Origin of the sequence: Arthrobacter sp. zg-Y919 (assembly GCF_030142045.1) — a bacterium.
Taxonomy (GTDB): domain Bacteria; phylum Actinomycetota; class Actinomycetes; order Actinomycetales; family Micrococcaceae; genus Arthrobacter_B.
This window is the reverse complement of the sequence record NZ_CP126242.1, coordinates 2,804,475-2,821,350: the sequence shown is the minus strand read 5'-3', so window position 1 is coordinate 2,821,350 and position 16,876 is coordinate 2,804,475. Positions and strand designations below refer to the sequence as shown.

Below are 16,876 nucleotides of genomic sequence, written 5' to 3'. Positions count from 1 at the left end.
CGAAAGAGGAACACCCATGACCACGCACTTCGTCCCCGAGAACCTCCCCACCCATATCCAGCACTTCATCAACGGCAAGTTCGTCGACTCCGCCAGCGGCGCCACCTTCGACGTGCTGGATCCGGTCACCAACTCCACCTACGCCACTGCCGCCGCCGGGCAGAAGGAAGACATCGACGCCGCTGTCGCCGCCGCCCGCGAAGCCTTCGTGAACGGCCCGTGGCCGAAGATGAAGCCGCGCGAACGTGCCCGCATCCTCAACAAGATCGCCGACGCCGTCGAAGCCCAGGAAGAACGCCTGGCCGAAATGGAAACCTTCGACAACGGCCTGCCCATCACCCAGGCTCGGGGCCAGGCCCTGCGTGCCGCGGAGAATTTCCGCTTCTTCGCGGACCTGATTGTGGCCCAGTTCGACGACGCCATGAAGGTCCCCGGCAGCCAGATCAACTATGTGAACCGCAAGCCGATCGGCGTCGCCGGCCTGATCACCCCCTGGAACACGCCGTTCATGCTGGAGTCCTGGAAGCTCGCCCCGGCGCTGGCCACCGGCAACACCGTGGTGCTCAAGCCCGCCGAATTCACTCCTCTGTCCGCCTCGCTCTGGGCGGACATCTTCACCGACGCCGGCGTTCCGGCCGGTGTGTTCAACCTGGTCAACGGCCTCGGCGAGGAAGCCGGCGACGCCCTCGTGAAGCACCCGGATGTGCCGCTGATTTCCTTCACCGGCGAGACCACCACCGGGCAGACGATCTTCCGCAACGCCGCCGAGAACCTCAAGGGCCTGTCCATGGAGCTGGGCGGCAAGAGCCCCTGCGTGATCTTCGCTGACGCCGACCTGGACGCCGCGATCGACTCCGCCTTGTTCGGCGTCTTCTCCCTCAACGGCGAACGCTGCACCGCCGGCTCCCGCATCCTGGTCGAACGCCCGGTCTACGACGAGTTCTGCGCCCGCTTCGCCGCCCGCGCAAAGACCATCGTCGTCGGCGACCCGCACGATCCGAAGACCCAGGTCGGCGCACTGGTGCATCCGGAGCACTTCAAGAAGGTCGCCTCCTACGTGGAGATCGGCAAGACCGAAGGCCGCCTGCTCGCCGGCGGCGGACGCCCCGAAGGCCTGAAGGAGGGCAACTACATCGCCCCCACCGTCTTCGCCGACGTCGCCCCCGACGCCCGGATCTTCCAGGAGGAAATCTTCGGCCCCGTCGTGGCCATCACCCCCTTCGACACCGAAGCCGAAGCCCTGGAGCTGGCCAACAACACCAAGTACGGCCTGGCCGCCTACATCTGGACCTCAGACCTCACCCGCGCGCACAACTTCGCGCAGAACACCGAGGCCGGGATGGTCTGGCTCAACAGCCACAACATCCGCGACCTGCGCACCCCGTTCGGCGGCGTGAAGGCCTCCGGCCTGGGCCACGAGGGCGGCTACCGCTCCATCGACTTCTACACCGACCAGCAGGCCGTGCACATCACCCTGGGCGAGGTCCACACCCCCAAGTTCGGGACCGACGACGCCGCCAAGGTCGACGGCTAAGCGTCACCGACACTTCGCCCGCCTTTTGCAAAGGAGCAAAACCATGGACATCGAAAACCGCATCCCCACCCCGAGCATCGCCCCGCCGGACATTGTCCGCTGCGCCTACACGGACCTGGTGGTCACCGACCTGGAACGGTCCCGGAAGTTCTACGTGGACGTCCTCGGCCTGCACGTCACCGAAGAGGACGACGACGCCATCTACCTGCGCTCCCTCGAGGAGTTCATCCACCACAACCTGGTGCTGCGCAAGGGCCCGGTCGCCGCCGTCGCCGCCCTGGCCTACCGCGTCCGCACCCCCGAGGACGTGGACGTGGCCGAGGCGTACTACAAGGAACTGGGCTGCCGCACCGAGCGCCGGAAGGACGGCTTCACTAAGGGCATCGGAGACTCCGTGCGCGTGGAGGACCCGCTGGGCTTCCCCTACGAGTTCTTCTACGAAACCGAGCACGTGGAACGCCTCACCCAGCGCTACGATCTCTACTCCGCCGGGGAACTCGTCCGCCTGGACCACTTCAACCAGGTCACCCCCGATGTGCCCCGCGGCCGCGCCTACCTGGAGGACCTCGGCTTCCGGGTCTCCGAGGACATCAAGGATTCCGACGGCGTCACCTACGCCGCCTGGATGCACCGCAAGCAGACCGTGCACGACACCGCCCTGACCGGCGGCGACGGTCCGCGCATGCACCACATGGCCTTCGCGACCCACGAAAAGCACAACATCATCCAGATCTGCGACAAGATGGGCGCCCTGCGCATCTCCGATCGGATCGAACGTGGCCCCGGCCGGCACGGCGTCTCCAACGCCTTCTACCTCTACATCCTCGATCCGGACGACCACCGCATCGAGATCTACACGCAGGACTACTACACCGGCGACCCGGACAACCCCACCATCACCTGGGACGTCCACGACAACCAGCGCCGCGACTGGTGGGGCAACCCCGTGGTCCCGTCCTGGTACACCGAGGCCTCCCTGGTCCTGGACCTGGACGGCAACCCGCAGCCGCTCACCACCCGCACCGAAACCTCCGAAATGGCGGTCACCATTGGCGCAGACGGCTTCTCCTACACCCGCCCCGACGACGGCGGCGGCAGCTCCGCGGGTAAGCCCGCGAAGGGCTTCAAGATCGGCACCCAGCTCTGAACCGCCCGGCTTTAGAACAGCCCGACGGCGGCGCCGAAGCCGGCCCGTCGTCGTCGTACCCTCCGAACACGCCGCACCACGAACAGAAAGAAACCGCCGTGCTAGATAAACAGACCATCCGGGCGGTGGCCGATGAGCTGCTCGAAGCGAAACGGACCCGCACCCCGGTGCCGCGCCTGACCGCGCGCTACCCGGAGATGACCATCGAGGATTCCTATGCGGTGCAGGACCTGTGGCGGGAACGGCTGATTGCCTCCGGGCGGTCCCTGGCCGGTCACAAGATCGGCCTCACCTCCAAGGCCATGCAGGCCGCCACCGGCATCACCGAGCCCGACTACGGCGTCATCCTCGACGACATGGTGCTGGAAAACGGCTGCACCCTGGACTGGGACCGGTACACCCATCCCCGTGTGGAGGTGGAGCTGGCGTTTGTGCTGGGCAAGCCGCTCTCCGGGCCGAACTGCACGCTGTTCGACGTCCTGGATGCCACGGACTATGTGGTGCCCGCACTGGAAATCCTGGACTCCCGGATCGAGATGGAGGGCCGGACCATCGTGGACACCATCGCGGACAACGCGGCGATGGGCGCCATGGTGGTCGGCGGGAACCCGGTGAAACCGGCCGACGTCGACCTGCGCTGGGTCTCGGCCCTGCTGTACCGGAACCAGGGCATCGAGGAAACCGGCGTCGCCGCCGGGGTGCTCAACCATCCTGCGGCGGGTGTGTACTGGCTGGCGAACAAGCTCGCCGCGCACGGCACCTCGCTGGAGGCCGGGGAAATCATTCTCGCCGGCTCCTTCACCCGCCCGATGTGGGTATACAAGGGCGATACCGTCTTTGTCGACTACGGACCGTTGGGAACCATCACATGCCGCTTCGAATAGAGGACACCTTCGCCGCCCGGCTGTCCGGCGGCGGCCGGCAGACCGGGATGTGGGTCTGCTCCGGCAGCCCGCTGGTCGCCGAAATCTGCGCCGGCTCCGGCCTGGACTGGCTGCTGATCGACGCCGAACACAGCCCCAACGGGATCGAATCCCTGCTCGCGCAGCTGCAGGCCGTGCACGGCTATCCCGTCACCGCGGTGGTCCGTCCGCCCTCCGGGGATGCGGTGCTGCTCAAGCAGTACCTGGACCTAGGCGCGCAGAACCTGCTGATCCCCATGGTGGACACCCCGGAGCAGGCCGCGGATCTGGTCCGCGCCGTGCGGTATCCGCCGCAGGGTATCCGCGGGGTGGGCAGCTCCCTGGCCCGCGCCTCGCGCTGGAACCGGATCGAGGGGTACCTCGAAAACGCCGCGCAGACCGTGACGCTGCTGGTCCAGATCGAAACCGCCGCCGCCGTCGAGAACGTGGAGGCGATTGCCGCCGTCGACGGAGTGGACGGGCTGTTCCTCGGCCCGGCGGACCTCGCCGCGTCCATGGGACACCTCGGGCAGCAGGAGCATCCCGACGTGATTGCGGCCGTCGAACACTGCATCCGCGTGGTGAAGGCAGCCGGGAAGCCGGTGGGCGTGAACGCCTTCGCCGAAGCCACTGCCCGCCGCTACATCGACGCCGGGGTGGACTTCATTTTGGTGGGCGCGGACGTCGCGCTCCTGGCCCGGGGCAGCGAAGCCCTGGCTGCGAAGTATCTTCCCTCTGCGGACGACGGAGCCCGGGCCAGTTAATGACGCGGATTTCCACGGCTGCATCTGCCGGCACCGCCGGTTGGGGCCCGGGCCGTAGCTGTTTCCGCGATGAACGGGCGTCCCCGGTAATCGAAAGTGCAGAACTTACCGATTTTCGGCCGGAAAACGGTAAGTACTGCACTTTCGATTCGCCCAGCCGCCGTCGTCCGCAGGGCGTCCCACGGAGTGGTGCTGATGGGGCTGCTGGGATCCCTTTAGATAACATCCGCACCACCCGGTGGGATGCTGTGCTGCGCCCGGTGCTGGCCATCCCGGACGCGGCGCCGGCCTCGGAGGTGTCCACGGGACCTCATGGCGGTCAGGGCGCTTCGACCGTTGAGGCTTCCTGCGGCAGTGCATTTTCACGGCGAAGAAACGTGCTGCCGCGGGAGGGTTTCTCGCCGAAGGACCGGAATATCAGCGGCAACCCGCGGGCGGTCCGCGGGTCGGTTCCGTCCATCGCCTGCACATGCACGTGCGGCTGCGTGGAGTTGCCCGAGTTTCCGCAGTCCCCGAGGTGCTGGCCCTCGTCGACGTGCTGCCCGGTGGAAACCCGGATCGAGCCCGACCGCAGGTGCATCACCCCAACCACCGCCCCGCCGTCGGGCATGGCAATGAGGACGTAGTTTCCGGCAATCGCACCGGCTCCCTGCCGCAGCCGGCCCTGCTGGCCCAGCATGTAAGGCACCAGGGCCAGCTGCGAGCGGCGGGCGTCGTGGTCCGTTTCGCCGTCGTGCACAGTCACTACCTTCCCGCTAACCGGAGCAAGGATCGGGCGGCCGAAGGCGAAGAACAGCTCCGGGGGTTCGGTGCTGAACGCGGTGCGCCAGCTGACTGTGGGTGCCGTCCGACCGGCGTCGTCCACGCCTACGAAGTCGATGGCGTAGGTCGTGGCGAGCAGATGCGTGCCGTGGCTGGGCACCCGGCGCAGGGGACTGTTCTGCACCTTCCATTTCCCCGTGAAGGGGAGGGAGACTGCCAGCGGTTTATCGGGCGGATTCGTCATGGTCCCTTTTATAGGCACCTGGACCCTGTGCTCTATGAACCTGCACAGATTCGGGACCAAGTTCCGCGGGGAACCTGCCGCTGGCCCGGGGTCCGGGCCTACCCTGAAAACGTAGAACGGTTGCGGGCCGGGCGACCAGCTCCGTGACTCCTCGGCAGGTTCTCCGGCGTAACCCCACCACCAGGCGAACCGCCGTTTGGGCTTCGCCAAAAAAGGGAGCATCAACATGTGCACAGGCATCAGGTTCTCGGACGGCAGCGGCAACCTCTATTTCGCCCGGAATCTCGATTGGACGTCTGATTTCGGGGAGCGGGTGGTGGTGACGCCCACCGGGTACGCCACCAAGTCTCCCTTCGGGGCGGTGCCGAAGATCGAGCATGCCGTCATCGGCATGGGCATCGTTCAGGAAGACACGCCGCTGTACTTTGACTGCGGCAATGACGCAGGCCTGGCCGTCGGCGGCCTCAACTTTCCGGGGTACGCGGAGTACGCGCCGGCACCGGTCGACGGCGCGACGAACGTCGCCGCGTTTGAGTTTCCGCTCTGGGTGGCCTCCCAGTTCGCCACTGTCGACGAGGTCGAGGCAGCCCTGGACAACGTTGTCATTGTGGATCGGCCGATCAACGAGCAGTATCCGAGCTCGCTGCTGCACTGGCTGATCGGCGACTCGACGCGCTCCATCGTTGTGGAGTACACGAGCGACGGCATGCACGTCTTCCATGACGACGTCGACGTCCTGGCCAACCAACCCGGCTTCGGCTGGCACCAGGAGAACCTGCGCAACTACCTCAATACCTCGCCCGACTTCCCGGAGGAGGTGGTGCTCAACCAGGCGCATCTGACCCCGTTCGGCTCCGGGTCGCTCATGCGGGGGATCCCCGGCGACTACTACTCGCCGTCCCGGTTTGTGCGTGCGGCCTACGTCCACGCGCACTACCCGCCGAAGACCACCGAAGAGGAGAACGTCACGCGAGCCTTCCACACTCTGCAGGGGGTCTCGATGGTGGATGGCAGTGCGGCCATGGGCTCGGGCGAGTTCGAGATAACCACCTACACCGGGCTCTTCTCCTCCCGGACGATGACCTATTACTGGAACACGTACGACAACCCTGCGATCCAGAGCGTGACGATGGCCGACCATGGGCCTGAGAAAACGGAACTTGTGGTGGTCTAGGACTTCACCGTTTCGCGATTCGGCACACTAACGCTGGATCCGAAAGGTCAGGGGTTCGATTCCCCTAAGCCTAGAGCCCGGGGTATCCGAAACCCACGGTCCCGTGTAGATTACTTCGCATGCGAAATAATAGTGTGGCAGCAGTCACATCCGAACGAATCAGCATCCCCGTCCCTGCCGGTGGAGCGCTCGCCGGCACCCTGCGTCTGCCGGCCGACGCCGCGCCCCGCGCCGCCGTCGTTGTCCATCCCGCCACGGCCGTGGCCGAACGGCTGTACACCGGCTTCAGCGAGTACCTGGCGGAAAACGGATATGCGGTGCTGACCTACGACTACCGGGGGACCGGTGCGTCCGGCAGCCCGAGGGCCAACCGGAAGCTGCGGATGCGGGACTGGATGAGCCAGGACGTCCCGGCCGCCGCCGGGTGGATGGCCGAGCGGTTCCAGGACCTGCCGCGGCTCGCCGTCGGGCACAGCATCGGCGGACACGCGATGGCCCTGAACAACGGCACCGACGGGCTGCTGGGGTTCGTGGCCGTGGCCTCGCACGCCGGCGTCACCAAGACCATCCAGGATCCGAAGGAACGGGTGCGCGTGGGACTGGTCCTGCGGGTCCTCGGCCCGCTCACCGGCCAGCTGCTCGGCGTGGTGCCCGGCCGGAAAATGGGGCTGGGCGAGGACATGCCCGGCGGTGCCATGCTCGAGTGGAGCTCCTGGTCCCGCCGGCCGAATTACTTCTTCGACGATCCGAGTATGGACGCCGCCGAACGCGCCGCCGGGGTCAAGACCGACGTGCTGTCCATCGGCTTCAGCGACGATCTCTGGGCCACCCCGGGACAGATCAACGCCATCTACAGCCGGCTCACCAATGCCCCGCTAGAGCGGCGCACCTACACACCCGACGACGCCGGGGTGCCCGCGATCGGGCACATGGGCTTCTTCCGGCGCGGGGTCCGCGACACCCTCTGGCCGCAGGTGCTGGCGTGGCTGGACGGGCGGATCGCGAACAGGCCATGAGGCCGGGCGGCGCCGGCGGAACGGACGGCGGCGGGACGGACGACGGCGGCCGGCGGCGTCCGCCGCGGCTGATCTTCCTGACGCTGACCGCCGAACGCCGGCTGCGCCGCTGGATCGGACGCCGGGGCGAGGACCGCGGACTGAGTGCACCGGCCGCGGGGGTGCTGCTGTATCTGGCCACCCGTCCCGGCGCGAGTACCGGTGAGGTGGCCGAAGCGGTGGACGCCTCGCCGGCGGGGCTCAGCGGGCTGCTGTCCCGGCTGGAAAAGGCTGGGCTTCTCACCCGGGCAGCGGATCCGGCGGACCGCCGCACCATCCGGGTGAACCTGACCGCCGAGGGAAAGTCAGCGCTCGGCGTCGTGCAGTCCGCCCTCGGGGAGCTGAACGGAAAGATCACCGACGGGTTCAGCGCCCAGGAGCTGGCCGTCGTCGCCCGGTGGCTGCGTCACGTTGCGGAGGTGCTGGACTAATGCTGGTCCGCGACGGACCACGCGAGAAAGGGAAGGTGCGGGGTTTATTTGCGGGTATGTCCGGCTCAGACCGCTCCCGAGCGGAATCCCCGGTAACCAAGTACGGCAGCGAGACCGAGGCAGATGGCGCCGGAAGCGTAGTCGAACCATTCCGAAGCGTTGCCGAACGCGAGTATCGAGAACATCAGCAGGGCAACCGCACCACAGAAATACATGATGGCGTCACTTGATCGGTCGTCGGAATCGTGGCCCCCGGGAATTGTCATGCAGGAAGAATACCCCGCTCCCCATGGCAAGCTGTGGAACTGATCTGGGGGCGTCCCCGCCTAGGATGGGCGCATGCGCCAAGACCCGAGCGACTGGACCCCCGCAGCTACCGAGCACCTGCTGCTGCGCCGCCTGGAAAATACCGATCACGATGCCGCCATCCGGATCCATGTTGACCCCCGGACCAACCTGCACAACCCCGAACCTCCCGCCGTTGACGCGGCGGCGAAGACCCTGCAGGCTTTCCTCGCCCACTGGGAGCGCGAGGGTTTCGGCTACTGGGCGGTGGCCGAACGCGGGCAGCCGGAGACGGTCATCGGCTTCACCGGGCTGCAGCGGGCCCTGGTGGATGACCGGGAGATCCTGAACCTGTACTACCGCTACGACCCCGCCGTCTGGGGCAGGGGCTACGCCAAGGAAGGGGCCATCGAAGCCGTCCGGCGCGGCCGGAACCTGCTGCCGGAGCTTCCGGTGCTGGCCCGGATCACCGCCTCCAACATCGTGTCCCAGCGGACCGCGCAGGCGGCCGGCCTGGCACGCGTCCCCGGACTCGACCGGCAGTATGCCGGCGTGCCGGAGGTCTACTTCGCGCTGGGCTGGCCGGTCGCTTCGGCTGCCGGTGCCGGGGAGTCCTCAGCGGACACCGGAGCTGCCAGCAGGTAAACCAGTGCCGCCACCGGCAGCAGCACGCCCAGGCTGGTGAATAGCTCCAGTGCCACCGGGCCCTGTCCGCTCACGACGCCGGTGAGCATCATCGTGACGGTGACCGAGGACAGCATAAACACCGGCACCATCACCACCAGCAGCGCGATGCCACCGGCACGGACCCCGGCCCGCCGCCGTCGTACCGCCACCCACAGCACCGGCAGCACCAGCGCGATCCAGACCCAGTGGTGGAACCAGGAAATCGGGGAGATCGCGAGCATCACCACGGCGTTCGCGCTGATGGCGGCCAGCGTGTCGCCGCGCTCGTCCGAGCGGCGGATGGCCAAAAAGCCCAGCACGACGACGGCGGCCGAGGCCAGCAGCCACAGCGGACGCTGCAGCGCCTCGCGGGTGCCCAGATGCGCGATGAACGAATTCAGCGACACGTTGTACATGTCCGTGGTGTCGCCGACGCGGGTGGAGTCAAAGAGGGAATCGAGCCAGAACGTGCGGGACTGGGCAGGTGAGGCCAGCCAGCCGGCGGCGACCGTGGCGGCGAAGGTGGCACCCATCGTCAGGATGGCCCGCCAGTCACGGCGGACCAGGAAAATCAGGCCGAAGGCCAGCGGTGTGAGCTTGATGCCCGCGGCGAGCCCGATCAGGACACCGCGTGGCAGCTTCGACGACGCCGGACGCAGCAGATCCGCGACAATCAGGAGCATCAGCATCGGGTTGATCTGGCCGAAGCCCAATCCCTCCCGCCACGGCCCGAGTACCCCGATCAGCAGGGCGGCGAGGACGGCGACGCCCGCGTTCCCACCGAGTACCGCGTGGAGCCGGGCGGGCAGGACCTTGTTCTCCTGCAGGTAGCGGGCAACAAGGAAGGCGGTCAGCACCAGGCAGGCCAGGGACGTTGCCGTCAGCAGGACCAGCCCCAGGGCTGTGGGCAGGACAGCGAACGGGGTCAGGAGCAGCGCGGCGAAGGGTGGATAGGTGAACGGCAGGCCGCGGGTATCGGTCTGCACCAGGCTCGGGTCGTACAGCTGGTGTCCGCTCAGGCCCAGGAAAGCCCGGGCACCTTCGCGGTAGACCGTGAAGTCGAGGCCGTGGATCTGCGCACCAACAACCACCAGGACCAGGGCCACTGGCAAGCCGAGCGTGAGCCAGAGGATCCGGGTGCGGGTGCGGGACGCCGGGTCCGCCGTGGAGAGTGCCATGCCTGCCAGTTTAGAGGGCGGAGTCCTGCCCCCGGGCCGCGCGTCCGGCCCCGCGGCCGGGCTACGCGTCCGGCTGCGGGTCCGGCCGCTGGTCCGGCAGCACGCCCGGACCGTCAGCGCTTCAGTGGCTTGGAGGCCAGTGCGCGCTGTGCGGCCAGGATAGCGGTCAGCGTGCCGGGCGGGGACAGCGGAGGACGGACCTGGGTGGGGGCCGGGGTGTCGGTGTCGGCGCCGGCCGGGGCCGGGTCGTGAATGCCCGCATCGGTCGGGACGGCCGGAGCCTGCAGATCAAGGCGCATAAAGACGCTGCGGGGATCGGCCCGGTAATCCCCGAACGGTGCACAGGGAACAAATCCGTGCCGCTGGTACAGGCGCCGGGAGGAGGCGAAGAACTCCTGTGTTCCGGTTTCCAGCAGCAGGGCCACATAACCGCGCGCCCGGGCGTTCGTGATGATCTGCTGCAGGAGCAGCTTGCCCACTCCGAATCCCCGGGCGGCCGCCGTCGTGCGCATGGAGGTGATCTCCCCGTACTCGCCAGCCGCGCCCCCGGGCACACCCGGAAGTTCCTTCAAGGCACCACATCCCAGCAGGATGCCGCCCTCGCGCACGGTCCAGAAGGTCACCGAGGAATCCTTCAGGAACGGCGGGGTAAGGCCGGCAGCTCCCGATCCCGGACCGGGATACAGCAGATCGCGGTTCTCGGCGAGCAGGGCCCGGACATCCGCCTTCGCCGGGTCGTCGCGGAGGATGTCTACCCGGCGCACGTTTTGCGCGGAAGGGCTGCCCGGTGCCGACGGGAGGGTGGTGCGGACGGGCAGCGACGGCAGCTGTGACTCGGGCGTGGTCCAGGCCCCCGGCGCGGCAGACGGGGTCTGTCCCGGACGGCGGGCCGGGGGCGGTGTAGGGGTGAATCCGGGCATCTGTACTTCTTCCAGCATCGTGACGGTATTCCACGGGCCTGTGCGGCAGCCGACGGCCCGGCAGGGCGCCGCCGTGGGCCTCCCACAGGGTCTCTTGCGCAGAGTCTAACCGCTGCCCACCGCAACGGCGGACATCGGCATATGCAGACGTCATAGAGCCGTCCCGCAGGCGGAAGCAGACCGTCAAGCGTCCAGCTTGGCCAGCAGTGCCGCCAGCACCTTCCGCTCGCTCCCGTCCAGGATTGCCAGCAGCCGGTGTTCGGTGGCCACATGGTCCGGAAGGGCGGCGTCGACGGCGGTCCGGCCGGCGTCGGTCAGGGTCACGTGCTTGCCCCGCCGATCCTCGGAACTCGGGGCGCGCAGCACATATCCCTGCGCCTCCAGCCGGTTCAACCGCTGCGCGATGGCGCTGGAGGTGACCATGGAACTTGCGGTGAGGTCCTTGGGGCTGAGCGTGTACGGAGCGCCGGAGCGCCGGAGCGTGGCCAGCACGTCGAAGGACGCCGCATCCAGGCCGTGCTTCGCGAAGGTTGCCGCCAACTGTTCATCGAACCTGCGGGCCACCCGGGACAGCCGGCCGACGACGGCCATCGGGGACACATCCAGGTCCGGCCGTTCCGCCGCCCACTGCTCAAGAACCATACCCACGTGATCGTTCATGGAATGCACCCTAGCAATTAACTAAGCACTTAGCTATGTTAGCTAAGTGCTTAGCAAACATCTGATCCTGACCGCGACGACGGCCCTGGCGCCGATCGTCTGGGGAACCACGTACATCGTGGCCGCGGAGCTGCTGCCGCCGGACCGGCCGCTGCTGGCCGCATTACTGCGCTCGCTGCCGGCAGGGCTGCTGCTGTTCCTGCTGGTCCGTCGGCTGCCGCGCGGCGGATGGTGGTGGCGCTCGGCGGTGCTGGGGATGTTGAACATCGGCCTGTTCTTCGCCCTGCTGTTTGTGGCTGCCTACCGGCTGCCCGGCGGGGTGGCCGCCACCGTGGGCGCGGTCCAGCCGTTGCTGGTGGCGTTGTTTGCCTCGCGGTGGATCGGCGAACGCCTGACGGGACGCAGGTTGGCGGCAGGCGTGGCCGGGCTGGCCGGCGTCGGGCTGCTGGTGCTGCAGGCGCAGGCGCGGCTGGATGCCCTGGGTGTGGCCGCCGCGCTTGGGGGAGCGGTGGCCATGGCGGCCGGGGTGGTCCTGACCAAGAAGTGGGGTACGCCGGACACGTTGCTGGCTGCCACCTCCTGGCAGCTGGTGGCCGGTGGATTGTTCCTGCTGCCGGTGGCCCTGCTGGTGGAGGGGCCGCCGCCCGCACTGACCGGCATCAACCTCGCCGGATACGCCTACCTCAGCCTGATCGGCACTGCACTGGCTTACTGCCTCTGGTTCCGCGGTCTCCACCGGCTTCCCGCTTCCAGTACGGCGCTGCTCGGGCTGCTCAGCCCGGTGGTTGCGGCCGCCGCCGGCTGGCTGCTCGCCGGGCAGGTTCTCAGCCCGGGACAGTGCCTGGGTGCCGCCGTGGTGCTTGGGGCCTTGGTGCTGGCCGGGCCTGCCGGACAACGGCGCGCCACCGCGAGGTCGGCGGGGCCGCGTGATCTGCTGGACCGGTCAGTTACCCGATGCTGAAGCGAGGTCCCGTGTTCACCGGCATGTCCGCCTTTCCCCTGACGCCTGTTATCAACGACGCCGTCGATTTGGACCTGTTCACCGGGCTGGTCCACCGTGCGGTGAAGGCTGGGGTGGATTCCATCGGTGCCTTGGGCTCCACCGGCAGTTACGCCTATTTGTCCCGGGAGGAACGACGCCGGGTGGCAGCGGCCGCGGTGCAGGCGGCCGGGACGGTGCCCGTGATCGTGGGGATCGGAGCCCTGCGGACCTCGGATGTCCTGCGCGGAGCGGAGGATGCCCAGAACGCCGGGGCCGCCGGACTGCTGCTTGCTCCGGTGTCCTACCAGCCGCTGACGGAGGACGAAGTGGCCGGACTGTTCGAGGCCGTGTCGGCTGCCAGTTCGGTGCCGATCTGCATTTATGACAATCCGACCAACACCCGGTTCTCTTTCACAAACGAGTTCTATGCCCGGCTCGGTGCCCTTCCGCATGTGGAGGCCGTGAAGATCCCGCCCCGCCCCGTTGACGAAGCGGACCAGCGCATCCGTGAGGTGCGGGCCGCGCTGCCAGGCCGGATGGCTCTGGGGGTCAGCGGTGACGAGTTTGCCGCCCCTGCACTGCTCGCCGGCGCGGACGTGTGGTTCAGCGTGCTGGGCGGCACCCTGCCGGACCTGGCGCTCGCCATCACCCGGGCGGCGCAGTCCGCCGACGCCGAGACTGCCCGGCGTTTGTCGGCACAGCTGGCACCGGTCTGGGAACTGTTCCGGCAGTTCGGCGGCCTGCGGGTGACTTCCGCGGTGGCGGCGGAACTGGGTCTGCTGCCGAGGGAGAACCTGCCGGCTCCGCTGCGGCCCCTGTCCGGTGACGTTCAGGGGAGGATCGGCGGGGTGCTGCGGACCCTACGGGGTTCAGCGGCTGGGTAGCTCAGGCGCATCCCGCCGCAGGACGCCGGTGTGGAAAACCGCACGGTTTGGGAAAACCCCTCCAATTTGGGAAATTCCTCCGCTGCGCAGTGGCAGGGATTTCCCAAACTGGACGGATTCCGACAAACCGGAGGGATTCGCAGAAGACCAAGGCCCGTAGGGCGGCGACCGCCGATCAGCCGTGGGATCCGGAGGCGGAGTGGTGGGAAGTTCCTTGACAGGCATCACACGGGTGCACAGACTGACCAAAACATCATCAACTCCCGTCGGCGTCGGGCAAGGCTACCCAGCGCGCCGGCTGCGGACGAGTTCCGACCGAAAGCTGACCCACCCGTGCCTTTTGAAGACGTGCCGACGGATGCACCGGATTTCCTTACCGCGTTCAATACCGCTTCCCGGCGGGACGCGGAGGCGATGCTGCGCCCCTGCGCGGACATTCCCCGCTGGTACAACGAGGTGGCCGCTGCCCGGCCCTTCACCACGGCAGGGGAGTTGCTGAGCTTCGCCGAACTCGCCGCCCCGGACTTCACTGAGGCGGAGATTGACGCTGCCCTCGCCCACCATCCGCACCCTGGGGACCAGTCCGCCGGCACCGAAACGCAGGTCCCACCCCGGGACGAGGCCGCCGCCCAGCTGCGCGACACCGCCATTCTCCGGCTCGAAGGACTGCTGGACGCATGACCCGTTGCTGCACCGGGGCGAGGGGTAACCGGCATCCGTGCCCCTTACACGGGTGACGGTAGCCACATGACGCCCGTCGCATTTTCGGAACCGCCAGCCGTGAAAGTAATGTCTACTTATGGCCCCTTTCCGAAACAGCCGCGCCGCTGCCCTTCCCGCAAAACTGTCCCGTTCCTGGCTGCTGGCTTCCGCCGCAGATGAAGCGAATTTTGCACCGGCGCTGGCGTCCGAGGCTGATTCGGTGGTCTTCGACATGGAAGATGCCGTTCCCGCCGAAGGCAAGGCTGAAGCCCGCGAACGCGTGGTCGAGGCCCTCTCCACCGGTATGACCGCCTGGGTGCGCGTGAACGGCATCGAAACCGACTACTGGGCCGATGACCTCGCTGCCCTGTCCAAGGCGCCGGGCCTGCGCGGCGTCATGCTGGCGATGACGGAAAAGCCCGAACAAGTCACCCACACCGCCATGCGCCTGCAGGCCGGAACCCCGGTGCTGGCCCTGGTCGAATCAGCCCTCGGCATTGAAAACGCCACCGCCATTGCCAGCGCCCCGGGCACATTCCGGCTCGCGTTCGGCGTCGGCGACTTCCGCCGCGACACCGGTGCTTCGGACGATCCCATGGCCCTGGCCTACGCCCGCTCCAAGCTGGTGGTCGCCTCCCGCGTCGGCCAGCTGCCCGGCCCGATCGACGGTCCCACCGTCGGTGCCCTGGGGGACAAGCTGCTGGAAGCCTGCAAGGTGACCCAGAGCATGGGTATGACCGGGAAGCTGTGCCTGATGCCCGAGGCCACGGACTTCATCAACCAGGGACTTTCCCCGAGCGGATCCGAAATCATGTGGGCCCATGAACTGCTGGAGGCACACGCCGCCGGCGCCGTGGTGGGTGACGGCTCCTACCTGCCGCGCCTGGCCCGTGCGCAGAAAATCTCCTCGTTGGCGGACTCCTACGGACTCTGGAACGCCTAGAACCTAGCCACAGCACCTCCGGTCAACGCGTTCTCCCGCGTGGTCAGAACGGGGAAACCGTGGTGATGGGGACTTCGATCAGGGTGGGTGAGTCCGAGCCCAGCGCCTTGGTGAACAGGGCACGGAGCTCGTCCTGGGTCTCCGCCCGGCCGGCGTCCACCCCGTATCCGGCGGCAATCGAGACGAAGTCAATGCCGGGTACGTCCAGCCCGGGAGCGTCCAGGGCATTGAGTTTTGCCGCGAACCCGCGGAGCGCGCCGTAGGTGCCGTTGTTCAGGATGACGAACACCGCCGGAATCCCGTACTGAGCGGCTGTCCAGAGAGCCGTGATGCCGTAGTTGGCCGACCCGTCGCCAATGAACGCGACCACCCGGCGCGTAGGATCCGCCAGCTGCACACCCACCGCGGCGGGCATGCCGAAGCCGAGTCCGCCCGAGGCCGGGAAGTAATAGCTGCCCGGATGGCGCATGTCCATCCGGTCCCAGAACGCGTTGACCGTCGACGTCGTCTCGTTTACGTACACGGCGTCCTCGGGGGCCAGTTCGTTGACCAGGTCGAAAACGGCTTCGGGTGCCAGCGGTTCGCCGGCCCGGGCAGCCGGTGCCGCGGCCGGCTTCGCACGCGGGGCGAGCTGTATGCCGCGCGGTGCCACTGCTGCCGCCAGGCGGCGCAGTGCGGGACCGATGGAGGCCACGAAGGCACGGCCCATGGGTGCGCGGGCGGCTTCCCCGGGGTCGCAGCTGATGTGCAGCAGCGAGGTCCCGTCCGGCAGGTAGTTCCCCGGCTCGTACTGGTGGTAGCGGAACACCGGGGCACCGACGACCAGGATCAGGTCATGGCCTTCCAGCAGGCGGGTGATCCCGGCAACCGACGCGGGGAGGACGCCGCGGAACGCATTGTGCGTGGTGGGGAAGGGGCAGCGCGACGCGGACGGCGCAACCCAGACCGGCGCGCCGAGGCGCTCGGCTAGTTCGACGGCGTCGGCGTTCCCCCGGGCGGAGTCGACGTCGGGACCCAGCACCAGGACCGGGCGGCGGGAGGAATTGAGCGCCGCCACGAGATCCGCGAGCTGGCCCTCGGAGAGTTCGCCGGCCTGTTCCACCGTGCGGTCCGCCAGATGGGCTTCCGCCGCGCCCGTCTCCTGCGTCCAGTCATCGTACGGAATGGAGACGTACACGGGACCGGCCGGATCCAGCGCCGCCGTGTGGATGGCCTGCCCTATGGTGCGCACGACGTCGCCGGGTGAGGCTGGCTCGGCGCTCCACTTCACCAGCGGGCGGGGGAGCGAGGCGGCCTCCACGTTGGAGAGCATCACCTCCTGGCCGATCGTGTCGCGGACCTGCTGGCCGGCCGTGATCACCAGCGGGGTATGCGAATACCAGGCATTAGTCAGGGCGCCCATCGCATTGCCCGACCCGGAGGCCGCGTGCAGGTTAACCAGCGCGGGCTGCCGCGTCGCCTGCGCGAAACCGTCCGCCAGGCCGGCGACCACGCCTTCGTGGAGTCCAAGGATGTACCGGAAGTCCTCCGGCATGGCGGCCAGGAAGGGCAGCTCGTTGGATCCGGGATTCCCGAAAATGGTGGTCAGGCCGTGCCTGCGCAGGAGCTCGTAGGTGGCGTCGCGGACAGTTGTCATGGTGGTG

The 16,876-nt window shown here is 68.0% G+C and carries 18 protein-coding genes; 12 read left to right on the top strand and 6 right to left on the bottom strand.

Going from position 1 to position 16,876, the window contains the following annotated elements; translation table 11 throughout:
- Positions 1–16 precede the first annotated feature (16 nt).
- From hpaE to QNO10_RS13300, 4 genes are all read left to right on the top strand, one after another.
- Entirely contained in the window at positions 17–1,534 is a 1,518-nt protein-coding gene (gene hpaE, locus QNO10_RS13315; protein WP_229946404.1) for a 5-carboxymethyl-2-hydroxymuconate semialdehyde dehydrogenase, read from the top strand.
- A gap of 49 nt (positions 1,535–1,583) precedes the next feature.
- Positions 1,584–2,681: a 3,4-dihydroxyphenylacetate 2,3-dioxygenase gene (hpaD, locus tag QNO10_RS13310; RefSeq protein ID WP_229946667.1), complete on the top strand. Its 1,098-nt coding sequence runs from the start codon at positions 1,584–1,586 to the stop codon at positions 2,679–2,681.
- 98 nt (positions 2,682–2,779) lie between these two features.
- Entirely contained in the window at positions 2,780–3,565 is a 786-nt protein-coding gene (gene hpaH / locus QNO10_RS13305) for a 2-oxo-hept-4-ene-1,7-dioate hydratase (protein ID WP_229946406.1), read from the top strand.
- Positions 3,550–4,347 (top strand): HpcH/HpaI aldolase family protein, encoded by a 798-nt coding sequence (locus QNO10_RS13300; protein WP_229946407.1) that lies wholly within the window; start codon positions 3,550–3,552, stop codon positions 4,345–4,347. The genes hpaH and QNO10_RS13300 overlap by 16 nt, the downstream gene beginning before the upstream one ends.
- A gap of 319 nt (positions 4,348–4,666) precedes the next feature.
- On the opposite strand, the gene QNO10_RS13295 is transcribed toward QNO10_RS13300, so the two are convergent.
- Positions 4,667–5,353, bottom strand: coding sequence for a M23 family metallopeptidase (locus QNO10_RS13295; protein WP_229946408.1), 687 nt, complete (start codon positions 5,351–5,353; stop codon positions 4,667–4,669).
- A 226-nt stretch (positions 5,354–5,579) separates the two neighbouring features.
- On the opposite strand from QNO10_RS13295, the gene bsh reads away from it, so the two are divergent.
- The 3 genes from bsh to QNO10_RS13280 all read left to right on the top strand — a co-directional run bounded on the left by bsh (position 5,580) and on the right by QNO10_RS13280 (position 8,013).
- A complete protein-coding gene (gene bsh / locus QNO10_RS13290) occupies positions 5,580–6,527 on the top strand; it encodes a choloylglycine hydrolase (protein WP_229946409.1) in 948 nt (315 codons plus the stop codon).
- Between the two features lie 119 nt (positions 6,528–6,646).
- Positions 6,647–7,543 (top strand): alpha/beta hydrolase family protein, encoded by an 897-nt coding sequence (locus QNO10_RS13285; RefSeq protein WP_229946410.1) that lies wholly within the window; start codon positions 6,647–6,649, stop codon positions 7,541–7,543.
- Positions 7,540–8,013 (top strand): MarR family winged helix-turn-helix transcriptional regulator, encoded by a 474-nt coding sequence (locus QNO10_RS13280; protein WP_229946411.1) that lies wholly within the window; start codon positions 7,540–7,542, stop codon positions 8,011–8,013. Before QNO10_RS13285 ends, QNO10_RS13280 begins: the two co-directional genes overlap by 4 nt.
- Positions 8,014–8,078: 65 nt before the next feature.
- Here the strand turns inward: QNO10_RS13280 and QNO10_RS13275 are convergent, their stop codons facing one another.
- Positions 8,079–8,279, bottom strand: a complete 201-nt coding sequence (locus tag QNO10_RS13275; protein WP_229946413.1) for a hypothetical protein — start codon at positions 8,277–8,279, stop codon at positions 8,079–8,081.
- A 73-nt stretch (positions 8,280–8,352) separates the two neighbouring features.
- Here QNO10_RS13275 and QNO10_RS13270 point away from each other — a divergent pair, with 73 nt between their 5' ends.
- Positions 8,353–8,943, top strand: a complete 591-nt coding sequence (locus tag QNO10_RS13270; protein WP_229946415.1) for a GNAT family N-acetyltransferase — start codon at positions 8,353–8,355, stop codon at positions 8,941–8,943.
- Here the strand turns inward: QNO10_RS13270 and QNO10_RS13265 are convergent.
- From QNO10_RS13265 to QNO10_RS13255, 3 genes are all read right to left on the bottom strand, one after another.
- On the bottom strand, positions 8,862–10,142 hold the full coding sequence (locus tag QNO10_RS13265; protein WP_229946416.1) for a glycosyltransferase 87 family protein: 1,281 nt from the start codon (positions 10,140–10,142) through the stop codon (positions 8,862–8,864). The two genes, QNO10_RS13270 and QNO10_RS13265, sit on opposite strands and share 82 nt — an antisense overlap.
- Positions 10,143–10,255: 113 nt before the next feature.
- Positions 10,256–11,080, bottom strand: coding sequence for a GNAT family N-acetyltransferase (locus QNO10_RS14595; protein WP_331460316.1), 825 nt, complete (start codon positions 11,078–11,080; stop codon positions 10,256–10,258).
- A gap of 165 nt (positions 11,081–11,245) precedes the next feature.
- Positions 11,246–11,722 (bottom strand): MarR family winged helix-turn-helix transcriptional regulator, encoded by a 477-nt coding sequence (locus tag QNO10_RS13255; RefSeq protein ID WP_229946417.1) that lies wholly within the window; start codon positions 11,720–11,722, stop codon positions 11,246–11,248.
- 46 nt (positions 11,723–11,768) lie between these two features.
- Between QNO10_RS13255 and QNO10_RS13250 the strand changes: the two genes are divergently transcribed.
- From QNO10_RS13250 to QNO10_RS13235, 4 genes are all read left to right on the top strand, one after another.
- Positions 11,769–12,683: an EamA family transporter gene (locus tag QNO10_RS13250; RefSeq protein WP_229946418.1), complete on the top strand. Its 915-nt coding sequence runs from the start codon at positions 11,769–11,771 to the stop codon at positions 12,681–12,683.
- Positions 12,677–13,588 (top strand): dihydrodipicolinate synthase family protein, encoded by a 912-nt coding sequence (locus QNO10_RS13245; protein WP_284162244.1) that lies wholly within the window; start codon positions 12,677–12,679, stop codon positions 13,586–13,588. Before QNO10_RS13250 ends, QNO10_RS13245 begins: the two co-directional genes overlap by 7 nt.
- Positions 13,589–13,921: 333 nt before the next feature.
- Positions 13,922–14,269, top strand: coding sequence for a 2-oxo-4-hydroxy-4-carboxy-5-ureidoimidazoline decarboxylase (locus QNO10_RS13240; protein WP_229946423.1), 348 nt, complete (start codon positions 13,922–13,924; stop codon positions 14,267–14,269).
- Positions 14,270–14,387: 118 nt separating this feature from the next.
- Complete coding sequence (locus QNO10_RS13235; RefSeq protein WP_229946425.1) at positions 14,388–15,233, top strand: HpcH/HpaI aldolase/citrate lyase family protein; 846 nt, start codon at positions 14,388–14,390, stop codon at positions 15,231–15,233.
- 43 nt (positions 15,234–15,276) lie between these two features.
- On the opposite strand, the gene mdlC is transcribed toward QNO10_RS13235, so the two are convergent.
- Positions 15,277–16,869: a benzoylformate decarboxylase gene (gene mdlC, locus QNO10_RS13230; protein ID WP_229946427.1), complete on the bottom strand. Its 1,593-nt coding sequence runs from the start codon at positions 16,867–16,869 to the stop codon at positions 15,277–15,279.
- Positions 16,870–16,876: the final 7 nt, after the last annotated feature.